We start from the raw sequence: 19802 nt of genomic DNA, 5'->3' as shown, positions 1-19802 counted from the left end.
GGGATCATCGGGAAGCAGTTCTCTTCCTTGGTCACCCGGCAGTCGAAGATCACCGGCTTCTTCACCGCGATCATCTCGGCGATCTTGTCGTCCAGCTCGTCCGGGTGCTCGGCGCGCAAGCCCACGCCCCCATAGGCCTCGGCGAGCTTCACGAAGTCCGGCAGGCTCGCCGAATAGGAGTGCGAATAGCGCTCCCCGTGCAGCAGCTGCTGCCACTGCCGCACCATGCCCATCCACTCGTTGTTGAGGATGAAGATCTTGATCGGCAGGTCATGCTGAACCGCGGTCGACATTTCCTGCATGGTCATCTGGACGCTGGCGTCCCCGGCGATATCGATGACCAGGCTGTCGGGGTGGGCGATCTGCACGCCGACCGCGGCCGGAAGGCCATAACCCATGGTGCCGAGCCCACCGGAGGTCATCCAGCGGTTGGGCTCGTCGAAGTGGAAGAACTGGGCGGCCCACATCTGGTGCTGGCCGACCTCGGTGGTGATGTAGACGTCGTGGCCCCGGGTCAGCTCATAGAGCCGCTGGATGGCGTGCTGCGGCTTGATCAGCTTGGCGTCGGGCCGGTAGCGGAATGAATCCCGCGCCCGCCAGGCGTCGATCTCCCGCCACCAGTCGGCGCCGGCGGCCGGGTCGGGCTTGTAGCCGCGCTGCTTCCAGACCGCGATCAGGTCCTCGAGCACCGAGGCGGCGTCGCCGACGATGCCGATGTCGGCGCGGACGTTCTTGCCGATCGAAGACGCGTCCACGTCGATGTGGATCTTGCGCGAGGTGGGCGCGAAGGCGTCGAGCCGCCCCGTCACCCGGTCGTCGAACCGCGCGCCGATCGCCACCATCACGTCGCAGTCGTGCATGGCGTTGTTGGCTTCGAAGGAGCCGTGCATGCCGACCATGCCCAGCCACTGCTTGTCCGACGCCGGGAAGGCGCCCAGGCCCATCAGGGTGGAGGTCACCGGCGCGCCGGTCAGGGCCGCCAGCTCGCGCAGCAGGGCGGAAGCCCGCGGGCCGGCGTTGATCACCCCGCCGCCGGTGTAAAGGATCGGGCGCCGCGCCTTGGCGATCAGGGCCGCGGCCTCGGCGATCCGGCTCGGGTCGCCCTTGGTCCTTGGCCGATAGTTGTGGGCGTGCACGACCTCCTTGGGGCCCTGGTAGCGGCCCTTGGCGAACTGCACGTCCTTGGGGATGTCGATGACCACCGGGCCCGGCCGGCCGGAGGTGGCGATATGGAAGGCCTCGTGCAGGATGCGCGGCAGGTCCTCCACCGACTTCACCAGGTAGTTGTGCTTGGTGCAGGGACGGGTGATGCCGATGGTGTCGGCTTCCTGGAAGGCGTCGGTGCCGATCAGGTGGGTGGCGACCTGGCCGGTGATGACGATCAGCGGGATGGAGTCCATCAAGGCGTCGACGATGCCGGTGACCGCGTTGGTGGCCCCCGGGCCGGAGGTGACCAGCACCACGCCGGGCCGGCCGGTCGAGCGCGCATAGCCCTCGGCGGCATGGGTCGCGCCCTGCTCGTGGCGGACCAGGATGTGGCGCAGCCTCGGCTCGGCGAACAGGGCGTCGTAGATCGGCAGCACCGCCCCGCCCGGATAACCGAACAGCACATCGACGCCCTGGTCGAGAAGGGCGCGCACCACGATCTCGGCGCCGGAGATGACGTCCTGCTGGACTTCGATGGTCTGGTGGGCGGTCATGGCGAAAAGGCCTTGGGCGGAAAGGGCAATAAAAAAGGCCCGCGGGGGGCCTGGGTGCGAGCGACCGTTCGGAGCTGACGGAGTGTCAGACCGGTTGCGGCCGCCCTACGAGTACAAGAATTTCGCGCAACGGTATTCCTCGAAATAGACGTTCAGGGATTTCGCATGCCGCTAACCGGGCGTCAAGCTCGGCTCCAGGGCAATAAACTGCCTCCATTGCTCTTCGGCGGTCTCGCCGGCCAGGCGCGGCCAGCCGTCCATCTGGCCGCGCATCCAGGTGAGCTGGCGTTTGGCGTAGCGGCGGGTCTCGCGCTTGGCGGCGGCGAGCGCCTGCGCCATCTCGATCTCGCCGCGCACATAGGCGGCGAACTCCCGCACGCCGACCGCCTTCATGACGGGCAGGTCGGGATCGAGATTGCGGGCGGCGAGCGCGGCGACCTCGAGGATCGCGCCCTCGGCCACCATGGCCTCCAGCCGGTCGTCGCAGCGGGCGTAGAGCGCCTCGCGCGGCGGATCGAGGGCCACGGCGCGCCAGGCGTCGCCGGTCAGCACCGGCTGGCCCGACTGCTGCCAGTCGGAGATCGGCGTGCCGGTGGCGGCATAGACCTCCCAGGCGCGCACCAGCCGCTGGCGGTCGCCCTCGGAGATCCGGGCCGCGGCCGCCGGATCGTAGGCGCCCAGCCGGCCGCGGAAGGCGCTCTCGCCCATCAGGTCATAGTCGGCCTCGGCCTCGCGGCGCACCGCGGCCGCCACCGGCGGGATGTGGGCCAGGCCCTTCGTCAGGGCGCGGAAATAGAGGCCCGTGCCGCCCACGAACACCACCGGCCGGTGCGCGGCGGCGAGCTCGGCCAGCAGCTCGCCCGCCGCCCGCAGCCACTTGCCCACCGACCAGCCGTCGGCTGCGTCGACCGTACCGAACAGGTGATGCGGGGCGCGCGCTTCGTCTTCGACGCTCGGCCGGGCGGTCAGAACTCGCAGGTCGCGGTAGAGCTGCATGGAATCGGCGTTGACGATCTCGGCGTCGGCGGCCTCGGCCAGCCTGAGCGCCAAGCCGGACTTGCCGCTTGCCGTGGGCCCGGCGATCAGCCAGATGCGGGGCTCCATGCAGCTTGCTCTCACCCTGGTCAGCCCGGAGCCCGGCGCCGCCGCGGACGCCTTGTCCCTCGTGGTCCAAGCGCTCGCAGGCGTCCGCGCCCGCGTCAAGGAGCCTCGGCCGCTTGGCCCGGGCGCCCTGGACCTGGCGGTGGAGGCCGAGGACGCGCCGGCGGTGCGCGCGGCGACGGAGGCGGCGCTCGCCGACCGCGCGGTGGACCTCTGCGTGCAGCCGTGGAACGGGCGCCGCAAGGGGCTGCTGGTCGCGGACATGGACTCCACCATCATCAACGTCGAGTGCCTGGACGAGCTGGCCGACTTCGCCGGACTGAAGCCGCAGATCGCCGCGATCACCGAGCGCGCCATGCGCGGCGAGCTCGCCTTCGAGCCGGCCCTGCGCGAGCGGGTGGGCCTGCTCAAGGGCCTGTCGGCGGACGCCCTGCAACGCACCTACGACGAGCGGGTGCGGCTCAATCCGGGGGCGCGGACCCTGGTCAGGACCATGGCGGCGAACGGCGCCCGGTGCGTGCTGGTGTCGGGGGGGTTCAGCTTCTTCACCCGCCGTGTGGCCGCCGCGGCCGGCTTCCAGGCGCAGCGCGCCAACGCCTTGATCGAGGATGACGGGAAGCTGGCGGGCCGGGTCGCCGAGCCCATCCTGGGGCGCGAAGCGAAGCTCGCGGCCTTGCGCGAAGAGGCCGCCGCCCTGGGCGCGCCGCTCTCCGACACCCTGGCCGTGGGCGACGGGGCCAACGACCTCGGCATGATCGAGGCCGCGGGCCTGGGCGTCGCCTATCGCGCCAAGCCGATCGTGGCGTCGCAGGCCGACGCCCGGGTCGATCATGCCGACCTCACCGCGCTGCTCTATTTCCAGGGCTATCGGGACGCGGACTTCGTAACCGATTGAAGCGCCCGTTGATTTGGGCCGATGCGCCGACTCGGCTAAAGCGGCCCATGGACCTCCCGCGCCCCGTCAAGGCCGTCGTCTTCGACATGGACGGCCTGCTGCTGGACAGCGAGATCATCTACTGCGAGGCGCTCACCGCCACCGCGGCCGAGATGGGCCTCGAACTTCCCGAACAGGTGATGAAGCGGATGATCGGCCACACCTGGCCGGGCAGCGCCGAGGTGCTGCGGGGGCACTTCGGCGGTGGCTTCGACACCGATCGCCTGCGGACGCGCTCTGTCGAGCTGTTCTACGAGGTGGCCGACGCCGGCGTGGCGCTGAAAACCGGCGTGGTCGAGATCCTCGACCACCTCGATGCCCGTGGCCTGCCGCGCGGCGTGGTGACCTCCTCGCGCCGCAAGGAAGCGGAGCACCACCTCGGCCACCATGGCCTGCTGCAGCGTTTCGACTTCATCCTGGCGAACGGGGAATATCCTGCGCCGAAGCCGGACCCCGCGCCCTATCGCGCCGCGGCCGAGCGGCTGGGCCTCGATGCGGCCGACGTGCTGGCGCTGGAGGACAGCCACAACGGCGTCCGCGCCGCGGCGGCGGCCGGCATGATGACCATCATGGTCCCGGACCTGCTCGATCCCACCGAGGAGATGCGCCGGCTCTGCATCCGCATCGCCGCGGACCTGCACGAGGTCCGCGGCCTGCTGGAGGCGCAGGCGGCTATTTGATCGTGGCCAGCTCGTGCAGGAACTGCACGTGGCTGAGCGCCGCGCCATCGATTCCGGCGACCTTCGGATTGGCGCTTTCCACCACATAGTACTCGTTGGGCGCGTGCGCGCCGGAGCCGTGGCCGAGGCCGAAGTGCCCCGCCGGCAAGTGCAGCGGATCGCCGGTGAAGATGTAGCCGGGCCAGGAGCCGGCGCCGCGTGGGCTCATGTCGATCTCGACGCCCGCGCGGCGATAGACCGCCTGGCTGGCGCGGATCAGGGCCGAGTCCTCGGGCGTCTCGGTGGGATCGTAGCCGCCGGTGACATTGACCTCGATGTCGCCGAACCCGTGCTTGGCCAGGTGGGCCTTGAGCTTCGCCTCGGCTTCCGCCGCGGTCATGTTCGGCACCAGCCGCAGGTCCATCTTGGCGACCGCGCGGCCGGGCAGGATGGTCTTGCCGCCGGGGCCTGTGTAGCCGGCGACCAGGCCCTCGATGTTCACCGTCGGCTGGGAGGCCAGGCGCTCCAGCGCGCGGCGGAACTCCAGGTCGTCGATGAAGCGCTGGACCCCCAGGCCCTTCTTCATGGCGGCCTCGGCGCCCGGTTCGCCGGCCTGTTTGGCGATCATCGCCTTCTCGTGGTCCGACAGCGGCCGCACATGCTCGAAGATGCCCTCGATGGCCGGCGTGTTGCCGCCGTCCGCCACCAGGGTGTTGAGCGCCAGGACCAGGTGCCAGGCGGGCGAATCCAGCATGGCCTTGAGGCTGGAGTGCACGTCCTTGGCCGGGCCGCGGCCCCACCGGGCGCCGGTGGAGACCAGCTCCAGCTCGATGATGCCCTTGGCGCCCAGAGTGATGTCGACCGCGCCCTCCGGCGACTGGCCGGCCGCGGGCATGTAGACGCTGTTGCACTTCCTCAGCGCCGCCAGGATGTCGGGCCGGCGCACGATCTGGCCGAAGTGCGGCGAGCCGATCTCCTCCTCGCCCTCGGCGACCAGCACCAGGTTGACGGGCGGCTTGCGGCCCACGCCGCGCATGGCGTTCAGGGCGGCCAGGAAGGCGCCCTCGGGGCCCTTCTGGTTGACCGCGCCGCGGCCGACGATGGCCTTGCCGAGTCCCGGCTTGTCGACCACCGCGCCCTCCAGCGGCGGCGAGGACCATTCGGCGGGGTCGAACTGCTTCACGTCGTACATGAAGTAGAGGCCGACGGTGCGGGCGGCCCCAGCGTCAATGTAGCCGAACACGCCCGGCTTGCCGTCGGTGGGGACCATCTGGACGCCCTGGAATCCGGCCTCCTTGAACAGCTCCATGGTGAGCTGCGTGCCCTGCGGATAGTTGCGGTTCTCCGCGGCGATGGACGGCGTGTGGATCCAGGTCTGGATGCGCTTGATGGACTCGTCGTGGCGCTTCTCGATCTCGCGCCGCGCCCAGTCGTAGTCCGCCGGCGCCGCGGCGCCCGCCATCCGCGGCAAGGCCAGCATCGCCCCGCTCGCCGCCATCATCTGCAGCAGGCCCCGGCGCCCGCGTGAAAGCCCAGCCATGTCAGCCCCCCCAAGAAGCCGGTCGCATCCGCGCCGGATGTGACGGCCAAGCTAGAGCGGAGACTGCCCCGGTCAAGCCGCGATCAGCGGCTGCCGGGACCCTTCTGGAAGTACTTGAAGAAGTCGCTGTCGGGCGCGAGCACCAGGGTGGTGTCGCCCTGGGCCAGGGCCTGATCATAGGCCTGCATGGACCGGTAGAAGGTCGCGAAGCTGGGGTCGCGGCCATAGGCCTGGGCGAAGATCCGCGTCCGCTGGGCGTCGCCCTGGCCGCGGGTGGCGCCGGCTTCCTCGCGGGCGGTGGCGAGCGTGATGGCGACGTCCTTGTCCGCCCCGGCGATGATCTCGCGCTTCTGCTGCTCGCCGAGCGCACGCTTCTGGGCGGCGATCTGCTCGCGGGCGGTGCGCATTCGGCGGAACACCGAGGCCTGGTTCTGGGCCGGCAGGTCGGCGCGCTTGATGCGCACGTCGATCACCTGCACGCCGAACCGGGCGGCCAGGGCCCGGCGCTGCATCTCGGCGCGCGAGGCCTGCATCAGCTCGCCTCGCCGGGTGGAGATGATCTCGGTCTGGGTGGTGGAGCCCAGGATGTCGCGCAGCGTCGAGTTGAGCAGGCGCTCGATGCGGTCCGAGGCCGTGCGGTCGTCGCGCAGGGTGCGGTAGAACTGCAGCGGGTCGGCGATGCGGTAGCGGATGAAGGCGTCGACCACCAGGCGCTGCTGGTCGGAGGAGATGATCTCCTCCTGATCGACTTCCTGGCCGACATTGCGGCGGTCGAGCCGGACCACGTCTTCGACGAACGGCTGCTTCATGTGCAGGCCGGCCTCGGTGTGGCCAGGGGCGTTGATCACCCGCTGCGGCTCGCCGAAGCGCACGACGATGGCCTGCTCGCGCTGGTCGACCACGAAGAAGGTGTTGAAGACGACGACCAGCACGCCGAGTGCGATGATGGCCCACAGGACGAGGCGCCGGTTCATTGGGGCGCCTTTGCGGCTGGCGGCTGCGCCTGCTGCGCGTCGGACGCGGGCTCGGCGGATTGCTGCTGTGGCGGCGCCGCGGGCGGGGCGAGGGTGCGCGGCCGGAACACGTCGGGCGGCAGGATGATCGGCGCGGTGGTGGCCTTGCCGGACACCACCACCTTGTTGGAATGAGCTAGCACCCGCTCCATGGTCTCCAGATAGAGCCGCTCGCGGGTGACGCCCGGCGCGCGCTTGTACTCGCCGAGGATCTGGTTGAAGCGGGCCGCGTCGCCCAGGGCGTCGCGCACCGACTGTTCGCGATAGGCCTGGGCCGACTGCACGATCCGCGCCCCGTCGCCCTTGGCCTCGTTGACCACCCGGTTGCGGTAAGTGTTGGCCTCGTTGCGCGCGCTGTCGGCGTCCTGCTCGGCGTTGCTCACGTCGCGGAAGGCGGCGACCACTTCCGGCGGCGGGCTGGCGGAGCGGATCTGCACGCCGACGACGCTGACGCCGGCGCCCCAGCTGTCGAGGGTGCGCTGCATGAGGGTGACGGTGTGGGTCTCCACCTCGCCGCGCCCGGTGGTCATGATCTGGTCGAGCGGGGTGGTGCCGATCACCTCGCGCATGGCGCTTTCGGCGACCGCCTTGACGGCCTCTTCCGGGTTGCGCGTCGAGAAGACGTAGCGGGCCGCGTCGTTGACCCGCCAGGTGGTCGAGAAGGTCAGGTTGACGATGTTCTCGTCGGCCGTGAGCATCAGGCTCTCTTGCGGCGCCTCGGCGTCGGGCGCGCCGCCGATGTCGATGCGGTTGAGCGAGGTGACCGGCACCTTCTCGACGTGCTCGATGGGCGAAGGCAGGTGGTAGCGCAGGCCCGGGCCCTCGGAGCGCGAATAGGCGCCGAAGGTGATGACCACCGCCTCCTCGTTGGGCTGCACCACATAGAGACCGGAGAGCGCCCAAAGGCCGAAGGCCGCGCCGGCGATGGCCGCCACCACGCCGGGCCGAATGCCCTGGCCGGGGCCGCCGAACAGGCCGCTCAGCCGGCGGCGCAGACGGTCGAGGGCCGCGTCGAATTCGGGTCCGCCGCCGGGGCCTTCCGGCCGCCGCGGGCCCCGCGGGCCGCCGCCCTGGCGTCGCTCGGGCTTGTCGCGGCCGTTGTCCTCCGGCGGCGGCGAGCCCCACGGACCGGGATTGGCGTTGTCGTTCCAGGGCATCAGGCGGGGCGCGACTTGGTCAAACGGCACTCCTGTCGCGCGCGGCAGCCTTGGACACCGGCCTTGTAAACCGGCGCGACCCGCCGGATATGAGACGCCTTCTCGGCCAACGCAAGCCAAAGGCGTCATGAGCCAACCGGCCGTCCCCGACCGCGCCGCCGTCCTGGCGGCGCTCGATGAGGTGAAGGACCCCAAGACGGGCCGGGGCCTCAGTGCGGCCGGACTGGTGCGCGGCCTGGTGCTGCGGACCGGCCGCGCGGCCTTCATGCTGGAGGTCCCGCCGGGCGACGTCGAGCTCTACCGGCCGGTCCGCGAGGCCGCCGAGGCGGCCCTGGCCGCCGTGCCGGACGTCGGGACCGCCCAGGTGGTGCTGACCGCCGACGCGGCCCCGACCGCGCCCTACAAGACCTCGCCGCGCCGCGCCAAGGTGCAGGACGACCCGCAGGCGCGCCTCGGAACCATGCCCGAGGCCGAGCGCCCGGAGTTCGTGAAGAAGGTGATCGCCGTCGCCAGCGGCAAGGGCGGGGTGGGCAAGTCCACGGTGGCGGTGAACCTGGCGGTGGCCTTCGCCAGGCTGGGCCTGCGCACCGGCCTGCTGGACGCCGACATCTATGGCCCCTCCGCGCCCCTGATGATGGGCGCCGAGGGCGAGCCCACCTTCGGGGCCGACAAGCGGCTGATCCCGCTGATCGCCTGGGGCGTCAAGGTGATGTCCATCGGCTTCATCGTCGAGGACGGCAATGCCGCCATCTGGCGTGGGCCCATGGCCACCTCGGCGCTCAGGACCATGATGGCCAGCGTCTGGGGCACCGAGGCCGAACCCCTCGACGTACTGGTGGTCGACCTGCCGCCCGGCACCGGCGACATCCAGCTCACCCTGGTGCAGCGCATGAAGCTCGACGGGGTGGTGATCGTCTCGACGCCGCAGGAGATCGCCCTGATCGACGCCCGCCGCGCGGCGGCCATGTTCCGCAAGACCGGCGCGCGCATCTTGGGCGTGGTGGAGAACATGGCCTGGTTCGCCGATCCGGCCGGCGGCAAGCCGATCGCGATCTTCGGTCAGGGCGGGGCCAGGCAGGAAGCGGCCAACCTTGGCGTGCCGCTGCTCGCCGAAGTGCCGATCGAGGTCGCGCTGCGCGAAGCCTGCGACCAGGGCCGGCCGCTGGTGGCGACGGCGCCCGACAGCGCCGCCGCGAAGGCCTTCCTGAAGATGGCGCGGACCCTCAGCTAGCCCGCGCCGCCACGTTCTCGCCCGGCCCGCCCAGCACCTCGGTGGCCGCGGCGTAGTCGCGGGCCTCTATGTCGTCCAGGGCCTTGCGGATCTCGCCCTGCCGGGTGGCGTCGAGCTTGTAGCCGATGAGGCAGGCGGAGCCGACGACGACCAGGACGATGGGCGCGAAGACGTAGCACATCTCCAGGCCGCGGATGGCGGCGGGGCTGTTGTGGTAGCCGGGCTTGGCGACGAAGCCGACGGCGTCGAGGATCGGATAGATGATGGTCACCGCCAGCGACGAGCCGAGCTTCTGGGTCAGGGTCACCAGGGCGTAGAGCACGCCCGCGCGCTCCTGGCCGGTCTCGAGGCGCAACTCGTCGGCCACGTCGGCCACCATGGCGCGGATCAGCACGATGAAGGCCGAGCCGCAGAAACCGACGCTGAACATGCTCAGGAAGGTCGGCCAGAAGAGCCCGGCCGGGATGATCATCAGGATGGTCTGGGTGACGGCGTAGCCGAGGCCGGCGAGCTGCACCGTGCGATGCTTGCCGAGCCGCTGGGCGACGCGCGCCCAGAACGGCGCGCCGAGGATTCCCGCGCCGCCGTAGGGGATCAGCAGGATGCTCACCACGCCCAGCGCGAAGCCCTTCGCCTCGTGGAAGAAGAACAGGTAGATCGGCGCGCTGGCGCCGGGGCCGAGCACCAGGAAGAGGTCTGCCAGGATCAAGCGGAACATCGAGGGGTTCGTGACCACCGCCAGATAGTCCTTGAGCGTCGTGCGCTCCTTGGCGGCCACCGGGTTCTTGCGCTCCGGCGCGGAGAAGGTGGTGATCAGAACACAGACCGTGCTCACCGCGATGATGATCCAGCCGATGGTCGGAATGCTCGCGGGGTCGGCGGGTTTGATGGCGCCCTTGGTCAGCAGCGGGGTGGCCTGCAGCAGGGACGATCCGAGCACACCCATGCCCAGCATCCAGCCGAACATCCGCGAGCGGTCGTTGTAGTCGCCGCTGATCGCCGCCGCCCAGGCCGAGTGCCCGAGCACCAGCATCGAGTAGGCGACGTAGAGGAGGATGTACCAGCCGAAGAGATAGGCCGTGCCCACGTCGACGGGCGGGTTGAACACCTTGTAGATGGCCAGCCACAGCACCGGCAGGCCGGCCAGGTACCAGGGCCGGTAACGGCCGAAGGGCGTGTGCGTCTTGTCCATCAGCCAGCCGAGCAGCAGGTCGAGGCCCAGGTCGGTCAGCCGGATCAGGCCGATGGTGGCGCCGATCGCCGTGAGCGAGACGCCCATCCTGCCGGCGTAAAAGGGCGGCAGGTACACGCTGGTCATGGAGATCAACATGTAGGCGGGGATGCTGCCGAGGGAGAAGGCGAGCAGGCGCGGCATAGGCAGCCGGCCGCGGCTCGCGGCGCTGGTGGAACTCACGGACGTCTCCTCAAAATATGATTAGTCGCCCTTTGCCGGGCGTTATCCTGAGATCAGAGCGCGCCGGCCGCGGCCGCGCAAGGGGTTTCCGCGGCGTCAGCCTGTGGGTCGCGAGCTCATTCCATGGCGCCGCCGGTGACGGCCTGGGTGATCGGGCTCTCCGCATAGACCGCGTCGCGCTCGTCGAGCTGGCGGCGGATGTCGGCGTGTTTGTCGGCGCTCAGCCGGTAGCCCAGGAAGCTCGCGCCCCCCAGCATCACGAAGGCGATCGGGCCGATCACGAAGACCAGCTCCAGGCCGTGGATCTGGGCCGGGCCGTTGACCGCGTGCGCCTTGACGTTGAAGCCGACCACGCCCAGCAGCCAGAAGCTGACGAAGATCGACAGCGCGCCGGCCGCCTTGGTGGTGGCGCTGGTCACCGCATAGAGCAGGCCGATCAGGTCGCGGCCGCCTTCCAGCCGCAGCTCGTCGCCGACGTCGGCGGTGATCGCGCGGACCATGACCACGAAGCCGGTGGCCAGGCCGCCCAGGCAGAACATCGGCGGGGCGTAGAGCAAGGCCTTCCCGGGCGGCAGGATCGGGATGATGATCAACATCAAGGCGTAGAGCGTCGTGGTGACCACCAGGGCGCGGTGCTTGCTGATCCGGTTGCCCAGCCAGGCGGTCGCCGGGCCGCCGACCAGGCCCGCCAGGATGTAGAGCGTGAGCAACAGGCTCGCCCCCGACAGGCTGAGGCCGCGCGACTGGCGGTAGTAGAAGAAATAGAGGGCGGCCATCCAGCCCGGACCCATGGTGACGCAGAAGTCCGCCGCCAGGATGCGCAGCACGTTGCCGCGCGAGAGCAGGCTGAAGTAGTCGCCGATTCCGAACTTCTGGCCCGGCCGCGCGGCGACCACCCGCTCGGGGGTCTTGGCGACGGCGATCAGCACGGCGAGTGGCGACAGGGCGAGCAGGAACCAGCCCACCGCGCGCATGCCGGCCAACTCGGTCCGGTGGGTGGTCTCGAAGATCACCGGGATCATCAGCGAGGTGACCGAACCGATCACCCCGAGCGCCAGCATGGCGCCGAAGATCCGCGACCGCTCTTTGTAGGTGGTCGCCAGGGTGGACGCCCAGGCGTTGCCGGCCACCAGCAGGATCGACATGCCGAGGTAGATCACCAGCAGCCACAGGATCAGGTAGCCTTGGCTGATCCCGGGCGGCGCCTGGTAGAGCATGTAGAGCGCCAGCATCAGGATCGGCACGCCGGCCATCATCCAAGGCCGGTAGCGGCCGATGCCGGTGCGGGTCTTGTCCATGAACAGGCCAAGCGCCGGATCGACCGGGATATCGATCAGCCGAACGATGCCGAACGCCGCGCCGGCCGCCAGTCCCAGCCCCAGCTGGCTGGCGAAGAACGGCGGAAGCTGCACGGCCACCGAGAGCTGCAGCGCCGCGAACGGCATGTAGGCGCAGGCAAAGGCGAGGACCGAAAGAAGCGACAGACGGCCGGGAGGCGCCCCGGCGGCAGTGGCCTTGGACAATGCATACTCCTGGGCTTCCCGGGCCTCTGGCGGGCCCTCAAGTCCAGAAATCTAGCCGCCCGGCCTCAGGCTCGCGCAAGTGGATTCCGCGTAATGCCGTTGTGCCTCCCCCGCCGCTTCGCTGTGGAGGGCCGGCGTCCGATCAGCCGCCTTGCATCTTGCGGAAGAATTTCTGGGTCTGCTCGCCTCCGGCCACATAGGCCTTCTGGCCATCGGGATCGGTGATCCTGGCCCAGTTGTCGCGGACCTCTTCCACGGACAGGCCGCCATCGCCCAGATAGACGCCCTCGGTCTCGACAATGCGGGCGCAGGCGAAGGCGCCGGCCCCGGCGGTCAGGATCACGCCCGTGGGGGCATCGTCGCAGCAGAGGAAGACCACGCCCGGGGTCACGAACTCGGGCTTCAGCCGCTCCAGCACTTCCGGCGGCATCAGGTTCTCGGTCATCCGCGTGGCGGCCACCGGCGAGATGGCGTTGATGTGGACGTTGTTCTTCTGACCCTCGAGCTTCAGCGTGTTCATGAAGCCGACGACGCCCATCTTGGCGGCGCCATAGTTCGACTGGCCGAAGTTGCCGTAGAGCCCGGAGGACGAGGTGGTCACCACGATCCGTCCGTAGTTCTGCTCGCGCATGATTTCCCAGACCGCCTTGGCCGGCTTCACCGTGCCCAGCAGGTGGACGCCGAGCACGAACTCGAAGTCGGCGATCTCCATCTTGGCGAAGGTCTTGTCGCGCAGCACCCCGGCGTTGGCGACCAGGATGTCGATCCGGCCCCAGGCGTCCATGGCGTCCTTGACCATCCGCGCCACGCCCGCGTCGTCGGTGACCGAAGAGCCGTTGGCGATCGCCTCGCCGCCCGCCGCCTTGATCTCCTCGACCACCTTATGGGAGGCCTCCGAGCCGCCGCCGGAGCCGTCGACCGAGCCGCCGAGGTCGTTGACCACGACCTTCGCGCCGCGCCGGGCGAGCTCGAGGGCGTGCTGGCGGCCCAGGCCGCCACCCGCGCCGGTGACGATGGCCACTTTGCCGTCGAAGCGGATGTCCGCCATGGATGTCTTCCCCTTGAGCACAATCGCGATGCGGCGCGCGTTGTGCGGCGCGGCATGGTTGGCGTCAACTCCTCTCCCCGCGCCGCGCCGCGGTTGGATTGCGACAGGGAGCCTGCATTCGCGCTAGCGTGACCGGAACGCGGACTCCAGGGGCGGGGCGGGCATGAGACGTCGCAGGTTCCTTCAGGGCGCGGGCCTTGCGACCGCAGCGGCGATGACGCAGCCGGCGCTGGCGCTCGCCACGACCGGCGCTCAGCAGCCGGCCCCGCCGCGGCCGCAGGGGCCCGGTGAGCGCCTCTCGCTGGATTTCGGCTGGCGCTTCCACCGCGGCGACGTCGTCGCCCCGGCGCCCCACACCGGAAACCAGACCTACGCCAGCACCAAAGCCGGCGCCGCCGCCGGTGCGGCCGGGGTCTATTACGACGATCGCACATGGCGGTTGCTGGACCTGCCCCATGACTTCGTGGTCGAGGGGCCGTTCGAAGAGACCGCCAATGTGGCCCAGGGCTACCGGCCAAAGGGCGTCGCCTGGTACCGCCGCACCTTTCACCTGGATCCCGCCGATCAGGGCAAGCATCTGGAGATCCAGCTCGACGGCGTCGCCACCACCGCGACCGTCTGGTTCAACGGCAATGTCGTGGCCCACAACTGGAGCGGCTATTCGTCCAGCGACATCGACGTGACCGCCTTCGCCCGCTACGGCGACCAGACCAACGTCATTGCGGTGCGGGTCGACGCCGATCCCCTGCAGGGCTGGTGGTACGAGGGCGGCGGCCTCTATCGGCACACCTGGCTGGTGAAGCGGGCGCCGGTTCACATCGCGACAGACGGCGTCTACGCGCACCCTCGGCAGGCCGAGGGCGGGCGATGGTCGATCCCTGCGGAGGCGACCGTCCGCAACATCGGCGACAAGCCGGTCGAGGCCGAGGTGACCTTCGTGCTTCTCGATCCAGAGGGCGGGGTCGTCGTGCAGGGGCGGAGGCGGATCACGGTCGGTCCGCTGGACCAGTCGGTGGCGACCACGACGCTAGAGGCGGCAAGTCCCAGGCTATGGTCGATCGAGACTCCCACGCTCTACAGCGTGCAGACGGAGGTCCTCGTGGCCGGCGTCATGCAGGATGTGGCGGTGACGACCTGCGGCTTCCGAACTCAGCGCTTCGATCCCGACCGCGGCTTCTTCCTCAATGACAAGCCGGTGAAGATCCAGGGCGTGTGCATCCACCAGGACCACGCGGGCCTCGGCGTGGCCCTGCCGGATTCGATCATCGAGTACCGGCTGCGCCGCCTGAAGGCGCTGGGCTGCAACGCCATCCGGTCCTCGCACAACGCCCCCACGCGCGAGCTGCTCGACGCGGCCGACCGCCTGGGCTTGCTGATCATGGACGAGAACCGGCTGTTCAACACCAGCCCGGACTACATGCGGATGCTGGAATGGATGGTGCGCCGCGACCGCAACCATCCGAGCGTCATCCTGTGGTCAGTGTTCAACGAGGAGCCGCTGCAGGGCGCCCCGCAAGGCTACGAGATGGTGCGCCGCATGGCCCATGCCGTGAAGCGGCTCGACGCCACGCGGCCGGTGACCGCGGCCATGAACAACGGCATGTTTGCGCCGGTGAACGTCTCGCAGGCGGTCGACGTGGTCGGCTTCAACTACCAGATCGAGAGCTACGACAAGTTCCACGCCGCCAACCCCACCAAGCCGATCACCAGCTCCGAGGACACCTCGGCGATCAGCACGCGCGGCGAATACGCGAGCGACCGGACGGGGCGGCACGTGCTCACCGCCTACGACGACGAGGCCCAGCCCTGGGGCGCGACCCACCGGCGGGCCTGGAAGGCGATCGCCACGCGGCCGTTCATCGCCGGCGGCTTCGCCTGGACCGGCTTCGACTATCGCGGCGAACCCCAGCCGTTCGAATGGCCGACGGCCAGTTCGTCGTTCGGGATCATGGACCTCTGCGGCTTCCCGAAGGCCGCCTTCTTCATCCACCAGGCGCAGTGGGTGAAGGATCGGCCGGTGCTGAACCTGATCCCGCACTGGAGCTGGCCGGGCCGCGAGGGCCAGCCGATCCGGGTCATGGCCATGGCCAACACCGAGACCGTCGCCCTCTATCTGAACGGCCGTCTCGTGGGCGAGCCGCAAAAGGTCGACCCGTTCGAGATGAATGAGTGGCGGGTCGCTTACGCGCCGGGACGGCTGGAGGCCGTGGGTTCGGCGGGCGGACGGCCCGTCGTGCGGGCGGTGGTGGAGACAACGGGCCCGCCCGTGGCGCTGAGGCTGACGCCCGAGCGCGGGGTGCTGGCGGGCGACGGCCGCGATGCTCAGCCGGTGACCGTCGAGGCGCTCGACGCGCGCGGCCGGCCGGTTCCCACCGCCAACCTGCCGGTCAGCTTCGAGATCGCCGGCGGCCGGATCATCGGGCTCGGCAACGGCGACGCCAACAGCCACGAGCCGGAGAAGGGCGCGGCCCGCAGCCTCTACAACGGGCTCGCCCAGGTCATCGTGCAGAGCGAGCCGGGCAGCTCAGGCGTGCTCGTGCTGCGGGCGAGCGCGGCGGGCTTGAAGTCCGCGGCGGCGCGCATCGACATCCGCTCCGATCCCGGCCCGCCGAGCCTGCCGCCGCCCTGAACCCGCTCAGTTGTGCGTGTACTCCGGCGGGTAGGGGCGGGCGAGGTCGCGATAGCGGTCGCGCAGCTCGATCTGGCGCGAGGTCAGCGGCTGTGGCTTGCCCTCGATGAGGATCAGCTGCGGCCGCGACAGGGGCTCGAAGGGATCGCCCGACCAGATCACCAGGTCGGCGTCCTTGCCGGGCTCCAGGCTGCCGATGCGATCGGCGACGCCGAACATCCGCGCCGGGTTGAGGGTCAGCGCCGCCAGCGCGGCGGGGAACGGCAGGCCGTGGGCCACCGCATTGCCGGCGTTGAAGCGCGCCTCGTGCGCCCGGTTGGCGCCGCCCTGGCCCTCGATGGCGATGATCACGCCGGCGGCGTTCAGGCGCGCGGCGTTCTCCAGGGTCGAGCCGACGGATTCCATATCCACTGGCCGGTCGGAGATGGGGTTCATGATCACCGGCACGCCGGCCGCGGCGATCTCGGAGGCGACCTTCCAGCCCTCCTCGGCGCCATTGAGGATCAGCTTGACGTGCTCCTCGCGGGCGAGCCGCAGCACCGCGCGGATGTCGGAGGCCTTGGCGACCTCCACCAGCAGCGGCATGCGGCCTTCGACCACCGGGATCAGCGCCTCCAGGTCGACCTTGGAGAGCGCCAGGTCGCGATAGCCGGCGCGCTCGTAGGCCGCACGGTTCTTCATGAAGTCGCGCACGTCCTGCAGGGCGGTCTTCAAGGCGACGAATTCGGCCCCGCGCGCCCCGCCGGCCAGCTTCGCACCCGAATTGCCGAACGGCGAGACCATGGCGACCTTGATGCGCAGCGGCGCGCCGCCGCCGACGCCCAGGTGCACCACGGCCGCCTGGCCGGCGAAAAGGCCGTGCGTCTTGTCGCCAGAACCGGGCCCGCCGGCGGTGAAGCTCGAGGCGTCTTCCTCGTCGTCCTCGCCGCCGCGGCCGGAGATCGGGCGGGGTGTCACCACCGCGGTGGTCAGGCCGCCCAGCCGCGCCACCGGGATCAGCACCGAATCCGGATTGAGCGCATAGGAAACGTCGAAGGCCGCGCCCAGCTGCGGATCGTTGACGGAGAGGTCGTTGCCGAGGCTGCCGATCTCGACGGCGCCGAGCGCACTGTTCACGGCCACGAAGCCGGGCGTCACCACCTGGCCCTTGGCGTCCAGAACCTGCGCGCCCGCCGGCGCCTTCACGTCGGCGCCGACCGCGGCGATCTTGCCGTCGCGGACCAGCACCGTTCCGTTGGCGATCTCGCCCTTCGGCCCGGCGGTCAGGATGTGGGCGTTGACGATGGCGACCGTCTGGGCGTGCGCCTGGGACGCCAGGGCCAGGGCCGCGATCGCGCCCGCCGCCTCGATGAGATGACGGATCCCAAATGGACGGTTCATTGGGCGCCTCCCTGGCCGAGTTCGAAGTCGGATTTCGGCTGGTAGCGCGGATCGGCGATGTCGTAGGTCACCGCCCCGTCGATCCAGACCCGCTGGGCCTTGGCGTAGACGGAGAAGGGGTCCTTGTCCCAGATCACCACGTCGGCCCTTTTCCCGGGCTCCAGCGACCCGGTCTGGGCTGAAATCCCCAGCGCTTTCGCCGGGTTGGAGGTGATCCAGCGGATGGCGTCGGCCTCGCTGATGTTGATGCCGGCCGCGCGCCCGGCGGCCAGCGCCGCGGCCGCCTCCTGGTTCAGGCGCTGGATGAGGTCGGGGTCGTCCGACTTGATGATCGCGCAGCCGCCGGCGGCGTGGACCATCGCGGCATTGGCCTCGATGCCGTCGTACATCTCCAGCTTCACGCCCCACCAGTTGGCCCAGGTGGCCACGCAGATGTCGTTCTTCGCCAGGATGTCGGCGATCTTGTAGGCCTCGACCGCGTGGTGGAAGGCGGTCACGTGATAGCCGAACTCCTTCGAGATATCGATCATCTGGGCCATTTCGTCGGCGCGGTAGCAGTGGTTCTCCACCAGGATCTCGCCCTTCAGGACGCCGACCAGGGTGTCGAGCTGCAAATCGCGCTTGGGGGGATCGGCCTTCTCGCCGCGGCCGGCCTTGGCGCGGTAGTCGTCCCAGCGCCGCTGATAGTCGGCGGCGTTGATCCAGGCGGCGCGGTAGCCGGCGACATTGCCCATCCGCGTGGAGGGGAAACGGCCGCGCGAGCCATAGACCCGCTTGGGGTTCTCACCGCAGGCCATCTTCAGCACATAGGGCGCGCCAGGGAACTTCATGTCCTGCACCGTGCGGCCGGGCACATTGCGCAGCACCACGCCGCGGCCGCCGAACAGGTTGCCCGAGCCCGGCAGGATCAGCAGGCTGGTGACGCCCGAAGCGCGGGCGCGGTTGAAGCCGGGGTCCTGCGGCCAGACCGAGTGCTCGGCCCAGACCTGAGCGGTGTTCGGATCGGTGAGCTCGTTGCCGTCGGAGTGGGCGGGGACTTCCGGCGAGGGATAGACGCCCAGGTGCGAGTGGGCGTCGATGATGCCGGGCGTCACCCACTTGCCGCGGCCGTCGACGGTTTCATACCCGCTGGGGACGCTGAGATTGGGGCCCACCGCCTCGATCCTGCCGTCGCGCATCAGCACCACGCCGCCGTCGATCAGCGCGCCGGTGCCGGTGAAGACACTGGCGCCGACGATGGCCGTCGGCCGGCCGGGCAAGGGCCGGTATGTGCTGGGGAACGGGTTGTTCGCCGCCAGCGGATCGAGCCCCCTGGGCAGGGGCGCGGCCGGCTTGGACGCGGCCGCCACGGGTTTCTTATCTGACGTGGCGGTTGTGGCGCAGGCGCTCAGCGCGCCGGCGATCGCGGCCGCCAGCGCGGCCTGGAACAGAAGCTTCATCGGCCCCCCAAATCTACTGGCCGGAGTTGAGGGAGGCCCAAGGGCCGGAGTCAAGCCGGCATCAGCCGCGCGGGACCACGTGGGCCGCGGCTTGCTGCTGGCGCATGAATTTCACCAGCACCCGCTGGCCGATCAGGAACGGCGCGTCGTCGGCGGAGACCACCACCTCGACCACCCGCTCGTCGGTGCGCTCGGCCGGATCGTCCGAGGCGAGCTTGCGGGCCCCGAACACCGGCGCCTCGCGCAGCACCTTGCCCGAATAGGCCTTCGAGGGGTCGGCTTCGGGCGACATCTGCACCGACTGGCCGACGCCCACATTGGGCAGGGCGCCCTCGGTGATCTCGGCGCGGACGATGTGCGCGGCCCTCGGCTCCAGGTCGAACATGTTGGAGACGTTCAGCGTCGAGGCGCCGGCGCCAGGGTTGGCGTAGCGGCGCACGATGCGGCCGTCGGTCGGCGCCCGGATGATGGTGAGTTCCTGGTTGTAGCGCGCCTCGCTCAGCTTGGCCTGGGCGGCCGCGACGGCGGCCTGCTGGGCGTTGATGCCGGCCTGGGCCTGGCTGACGGCGTCATGCGCCTGGTCGAGCGCCTGTTTGGTGACGAAGGACTTCGAGGCCAGGGGCTGCAGGCGGGCCTCTTCGCGCTGGGCCGTGGTCAGCTGCACCTTGAGCAGCTCGATCTGGGCGCGGGCCTGGGCGACCTGGGCCAGCGCGCTCTGGGCGGCGAGCTTGGGCTGCTCGTCCTCGAGGCGGGCCAGAACCTGGCCCTTGGCCACTTCCTGGCCTTCCTGGACCAGCACGTCCTGGATGATCCCGGCGGTGCGGGCGGCGACCTGGATGATGCCGCCCTCCACGTCGGCCTTGCCGTTGCCCACCGCCACGAACGGACTGGGCGCCGCGGCCACCGCCTGCTTGGCGGCCAGCGCCTTCTTGGCCTTGGCCTGGCTGGACATGAACATGAAGCCGCCTCCGCCGAGCACCAGCAGGGCGACGAGGACCCAGACGAAACGGTTACGCAGGAGGGCGGGCATGTGT

Annotated in this window: 15 protein-coding genes; 4 read left to right on the top strand and 11 right to left on the bottom strand. The window is 70.2% G+C overall.

Features of this window, described 5'->3' with window-relative positions:
* Window positions 1-1700, bottom strand: a 1700-nt coding sequence (locus VGT80_RS09065; RefSeq protein ID WP_327454978.1) for an acetolactate synthase 3 large subunit, incomplete at its 3' end; no start/stop codon positions are given.
* 171 nt (window positions 1701-1871) lie between these two features.
* Window positions 1872-2804 (bottom strand): tRNA (adenosine(37)-N6)-dimethylallyltransferase MiaA, encoded by a 933-nt coding sequence (miaA, locus tag VGT80_RS09060; protein ID WP_327454976.1) that lies wholly within the window; start codon window positions 2802-2804, stop codon window positions 1872-1874.
* On the opposite strand from miaA, the gene serB reads away from it, so the two are divergent.
* Window positions 2803-3696 (top strand): phosphoserine phosphatase SerB, encoded by an 894-nt coding sequence (gene serB / locus VGT80_RS09055; protein WP_327454974.1) that lies wholly within the window; start codon window positions 2803-2805, stop codon window positions 3694-3696. The two genes, miaA and serB, sit on opposite strands and share 2 nt — an antisense overlap.
* A 47-nt stretch (window positions 3697-3743) precedes the next feature.
* A complete protein-coding gene (locus tag VGT80_RS09050; RefSeq protein WP_327454972.1) occupies window positions 3744-4415 on the top strand; it encodes an HAD family phosphatase in 672 nt (223 codons plus the stop codon).
* Here the strand turns inward: VGT80_RS09050 and VGT80_RS09045 are convergent.
* The 3 genes from VGT80_RS09045 to hflK form a co-directional block, all read right to left on the bottom strand.
* Window positions 4408-5934, bottom strand: a complete 1527-nt coding sequence (locus VGT80_RS09045) for a M20/M25/M40 family metallo-hydrolase (protein ID WP_327454970.1) — start codon at window positions 5932-5934, stop codon at window positions 4408-4410. The genes VGT80_RS09050 and VGT80_RS09045 overlap by 8 nt on opposite strands.
* An 83-nt stretch (window positions 5935-6017) precedes the next feature.
* Window positions 6018-6908 carry a protease modulator HflC gene (locus tag VGT80_RS09040; protein ID WP_327454968.1) on the bottom strand — a complete coding sequence of 297 codons (891 nt, stop codon included), beginning with the start codon at window positions 6906-6908 and terminating at the stop codon, window positions 6018-6020.
* Window positions 6905-8104 (bottom strand): FtsH protease activity modulator HflK, encoded by a 1200-nt coding sequence (hflK, locus tag VGT80_RS09035; RefSeq protein ID WP_327454966.1) that lies wholly within the window; start codon window positions 8102-8104, stop codon window positions 6905-6907. The genes VGT80_RS09040 and hflK overlap by 4 nt, the downstream gene beginning before the upstream one ends.
* 127 nt (window positions 8105-8231) lie before the next feature.
* Here hflK and VGT80_RS09030 point away from each other — a divergent pair, with 127 nt between their 5' ends.
* Complete coding sequence (locus VGT80_RS09030; protein WP_327454964.1) at window positions 8232-9335, top strand: Mrp/NBP35 family ATP-binding protein; 1104 nt, start codon at window positions 8232-8234, stop codon at window positions 9333-9335.
* On the opposite strand, the gene VGT80_RS09025 is transcribed toward VGT80_RS09030, so the two are convergent.
* The 3 genes from VGT80_RS09025 to VGT80_RS09015 all read right to left on the bottom strand — a co-directional run bounded on the left by VGT80_RS09025 (window position 9328) and on the right by VGT80_RS09015 (window position 13320).
* Window positions 9328-10749 (bottom strand): MFS transporter, encoded by a 1422-nt coding sequence (locus VGT80_RS09025; protein ID WP_327454962.1) that lies wholly within the window; start codon window positions 10747-10749, stop codon window positions 9328-9330. The two genes, VGT80_RS09030 and VGT80_RS09025, sit on opposite strands and share 8 nt — an antisense overlap.
* A 116-nt stretch (window positions 10750-10865) precedes the next feature.
* Entirely contained in the window at window positions 10866-12272 is a 1407-nt protein-coding gene (locus VGT80_RS09020; RefSeq protein ID WP_327454961.1) for an MFS transporter, read from the bottom strand.
* Between the two features lie 142 nt (window positions 12273-12414).
* The gene (locus VGT80_RS09015; protein ID WP_327454960.1) at window positions 12415-13320 is read right to left on the bottom strand and encodes an SDR family NAD(P)-dependent oxidoreductase; all 906 of its coding nucleotides are present in this window, start codon (window positions 13318-13320) and stop codon (window positions 12415-12417) included.
* A 163-nt stretch (window positions 13321-13483) separates the two neighbouring features.
* Between VGT80_RS09015 and galA the strand changes: the two genes are divergently transcribed.
* Window positions 13484-15949, top strand: coding sequence for a beta-galactosidase GalA (gene galA / locus VGT80_RS09010; protein WP_327454958.1), 2466 nt, complete (start codon window positions 13484-13486; stop codon window positions 15947-15949).
* Between the two features lie 6 nt (window positions 15950-15955).
* Here galA and VGT80_RS09005 read toward each other — a convergent pair whose 3' ends face one another.
* From VGT80_RS09005 to VGT80_RS08995, 3 genes are all read right to left on the bottom strand, one after another.
* Entirely contained in the window at window positions 15956-17329 is a 1374-nt protein-coding gene (locus VGT80_RS09005) for an amidohydrolase family protein (protein ID WP_327454956.1), read from the bottom strand.
* Window positions 17326-18768 (bottom strand): amidohydrolase, encoded by a 1443-nt coding sequence (locus VGT80_RS09000; protein ID WP_327454955.1) that lies wholly within the window; start codon window positions 18766-18768, stop codon window positions 17326-17328. Before VGT80_RS09000 ends, VGT80_RS09005 begins: the two co-directional genes overlap by 4 nt.
* Window positions 18769-18829: 61 nt before the next feature.
* On the bottom strand, window positions 18830-19798 hold the full coding sequence (locus VGT80_RS08995; RefSeq protein ID WP_327454953.1) for an efflux RND transporter periplasmic adaptor subunit: 969 nt from the start codon (window positions 19796-19798) through the stop codon (window positions 18830-18832).
* Window positions 19799-19802 lie beyond the last annotated feature (4 nt).

The organism is Phenylobacterium sp., assembly GCF_035944335.1.
Classification (GTDB): domain Bacteria; phylum Pseudomonadota; class Alphaproteobacteria; order Caulobacterales; family Caulobacteraceae; genus Phenylobacterium.
This window is presented reverse-complemented; position numbering and strand designations above follow the sequence as displayed.